Source organism: Mycobacterium sp. TH-M15 (genome assembly GCF_057473705.1).
Window position 1 is genome coordinate 1 of sequence record NZ_JBYCLB010000166.1, and the last position, 3,400, is coordinate 3,400.

3 protein-coding genes are annotated in these 3,400 nt (G+C 72.7%); all 3 read right to left on the reverse strand.

Going from position 1 to position 3,400, the window contains the following annotated elements:
• Positions 1-938: S8 family serine peptidase (locus tag AC2VNT_RS03915; RefSeq protein ID WP_486945604.1), on the reverse strand; the 938-nt coding region annotated here is incomplete at its 3' end.
• Positions 920-2,341, reverse strand: coding sequence for a type VII secretion integral membrane protein EccD (eccD, locus tag AC2VNT_RS03920; RefSeq protein WP_486945605.1), 1,422 nt, complete (start codon positions 2,339-2,341; stop codon positions 920-922). The genes eccD and AC2VNT_RS03915, both read right to left, overlap by 19 nt.
• Positions 2,342-2,386: 45 nt before the next feature.
• Complete coding sequence (locus tag AC2VNT_RS03925; protein ID WP_486945606.1) at positions 2,387-3,295, reverse strand: ESX secretion-associated protein EspG; 909 nt, start codon at positions 3,293-3,295, stop codon at positions 2,387-2,389.
• Positions 3,296-3,400: the final 105 nt, after the last annotated feature.

Sequence of the window (3,400 nt, forward strand, 5' to 3'; positions counted from 1 at the left end):
ACCCAGGGCCCGGCCATGGTGAACGCCGACGGCTGGCCACCGGCGGTCAGCGAGCCCACCGAAAGCACGTACGGCTGCCACCAAGACGGCACCGCGATGGAGGTGACCCCGGCCCAGTTGCGCGGATCCTGCGGCCGGCTCAGATCGGTGAGCGGGTTGGACTCACACGCCGCCCCGCTGGCCCCGGTCCACCCGGCCTGGCCGGTGTTGCCCGCCGCGGCCACGACGACCGCGTCCTTCTCCACCGCCGCGTAGCGCAGCGCCGCCCCCAGGCTGGCCTGGTCGACGTTGCGGTCGGCGGGCAGGCAGATCGGTGTCGAGATGACGATGACCCGGGCGCCCAGGTCGGCGGCGTGTACGACGGCCCGGCCGATCGCGTCGATGTCGACCGCCGTGTTGGCCGCCAACGGGTCCTCGCCGGCCGTCCGCGCCGCGAACGCCGCCGACGCCACCCGCAGCGAGAGTAGCCGGGCCGCCGGCGCCACCCCGGAGAAGCCATCGCCGCCGGGCTGGCCGGCGACGATGCCGGCGACCAGCGTGCCGTGCCCGTCACAGTCGGTCAGTCCGTCACCGGCGGCCACGTAGTCGCCGCCGGGCTGCACCGCGGGCAGTCGCGGACCCGGCCGTACGCCGGTGTCGACGATGGCCACCGTCTGGTCTTCGCCGCGGGACAACCGCCAGGCCGCCGGCAGGTCGAGCAGCCGCTGGCCGGGCGCCGCGGTCCGCGGATCGGTGCCCGGCAGCACTCCGGCGACCGCGCACTCGCTGCGCTGCTCCATCGGCTGGATCGGGCCGGGCGCACCCGGGGGCGGCGGGACCGACTGGTCGACCTTCGGTGGTTCGACGGCCGGACCGGGCGCGGCGGTCGACACGGCCAGCGCGGCCGCAGCGCAACCGATGCCGACGTTTCGCAGCAACGTCATCGAGACGAGATCCATTCGAAGATTCCGGCCAGGTAGGCCATCACCGGGATCAGCGTCGCGTCGATCGCCGAGGACAGGAGGCCGACCAGCCGGCGCAGCGGCAACGAGTAGCTGTCCGGCGCGGCGGCCGACGGGTTCAGCGCCACCACCGCCCACGCCACGGTCGGCGCCGCCAGCAGCAGCACCGTGATCGCCGCGGCCAGGAACCGGCCGGTCGCCGCGTAACAGGCCAGCAGCGCCACCCCGACCAGGTACGGCTCGGCCAGCAGCCAGGCCTTGCACCATGCCGAGTTCCAGATCCGGGCCCGCAGGACGCAGGCCAGCGCCGTCCCGACGACGACGAACCAGGCCCACCCGGTCAGGATCTCCGGCCGCACCGCGATCGCCGCGGAACCGAGCACGGCCAGCAGCACCGCACCGGCGATCAGGCCGGTCTGGTGCGCGTCGCTGACCCGGACCCGGCGGGGCAGGTCCTCGAGAACCTGTTGCGGCGGCGCCGACGGCGTCGGGTCACCCGGCGCCGGAATGACCGGCAACGGCAGGCGCGCCCACAGCGCCGAGAGTTGCGGGGTCGCGATGGTGAGCAGCAGCGACGCGGTGATCAGACCGCAGCCGATGGGGAGCAGCGGTAGCTGCCAGAAGGATTCGACAAGGGCCGCGGCCAGCACACCGGCCGAGACCACGGTGGTCGCGGTGAACAACGCGATGCGGCGTTCGCCGCCGTCGGCGCCGTCGGCGCCGGGCAGGATCAGGCAGATCAGCGACCACGCAGCCACCCCGGCGGCACCGAGCACCAGGTGTGCCGGACCGAACAGCCCGGGGACCGCCAGCATGCACGCGGCGGCCACCGGTACCAGGGCCGCGGCCGACAGCACCAGCGCCGCAGACGACGACCGGGTGCGGGCCAGCAGGGCGGCCAGGACCGTCAGCACCGCGATCGCCCCGACCGCCAGCAGCCCGAGCGGCTCGCCGGCCACCGCCTGACGGGCGGTGGCCAGCCCGGTCGCGGCCAGCATCAGGCAGACCACCGCGGCCAGTCCGCCACGCTGGACATGCGTTCTGCCCCACGGCTTCAGCCGTGAAGTAGAGAAGATCATCGCTGCGTCCGCGATGTCCTCGACGACGCCCGGCGCCGCCGGCCCGGTGGAGACCGGCCGCAGCGTCAACAGGTCCCCGTCCACCACGCCGACGGTGTCCAGGCTGGCGTCCAGACTGAACGGCGCACCGCCCACCGGCGCGAGACTGACCCGGGCGGTCGAACCGTCGAGCTGTTCCGCGTCGTCTCCGGCCGGTGCCACCAGTCGCTGCACCGCGGGCAGAATCTCCCGCAGCGGCAGTTCGGCGGGGAGCGCGACTTCGGTCAGCCGGCTGTCGGCGAGGACGGCGACCCGGACGATCGGCATGGCGGCACCCGACATCACCGCGGTTTCAGACATTGCTGCTCTCTTCTTTTCTTTATCTCGTTAGGACGAATGGGTGGCGAAATCCCGGGCCAGCCGCCGGTCGGTGAACCACTGTCCGGCCGGCAACGAGTCGGTGAGTTGTTCGGCGGCGAGGGCGACCGCGAAATCGGTGCCGGGCCTGAACGTCGACAGCCACTCGCCGTCGAAGGCGCGGGACGGGCTGACCAGAACCCGGCCCGCGGTGGTGTCCACGATGCTCATACCGACCTCGGTGGTGGCATGCTGCCCGTTGTTGTCACACCCGGCGACCACCTCGACGTAGCTGCGCGGTCCGGTGAATACCGCCTCCACAACCGGTCGCGCCGATGCCGGGATAGCCAGGTAGTCAACTACTTCCGCCAGCGGAGCACCGGAGCGCAGCCGCTCGTCGGCGCGCGCGCCGACCCGGGTCGGCAGGCTGAATTCGCCGAACCGGGCCGGCCGCCGACCCTGCAGCCCGGCGCCGAGCACCGGGACCAACGCCCGTGGATCGTCGATGTCCATTGCCGTGAAGGTGACCAACTGGGCACTGCGCAGCGCGACAACGGTTTTGCCCGCGGGTTGCCCGCCGGCGCCGGTGTCACGTCCACGACGTGCGGCGATGCCACGCAGCATCTGCGGGGCGCCGGACGTCTGCCCGCGCGCCGCCGGTCCGACGTAGCGCAACTCCAGCCAGCGATCTGGGAAGCAGACTATCCGAATCCATTCGGCGACCGCCGGATTCACCGATCCACTCGGCGACACCACGCCCATCGCGGTCAGCTCTTCGCGCTGCCGCTGCATGAACCCGGACCGCTCCGCGGCGTCGGTGTACGGCGTGGTTACCGCCAGCACCCACGGAAACGTTCCGGCGCCGACGGTCTCGGCGATGAACCACGCCTGCTCGACGGTGAGTTCGGCGGCGTTGGGGACAGCGCCGAAGTCACTCACCGCGCTCACCGGTCAGCCCCATTTGGCGCCTTCGGCGGCGTCGCGGGCGTACATCGCCACGGTGTTGGACTCATGGGTGGTGGCCATCGCGTGATAGGCCCGCAC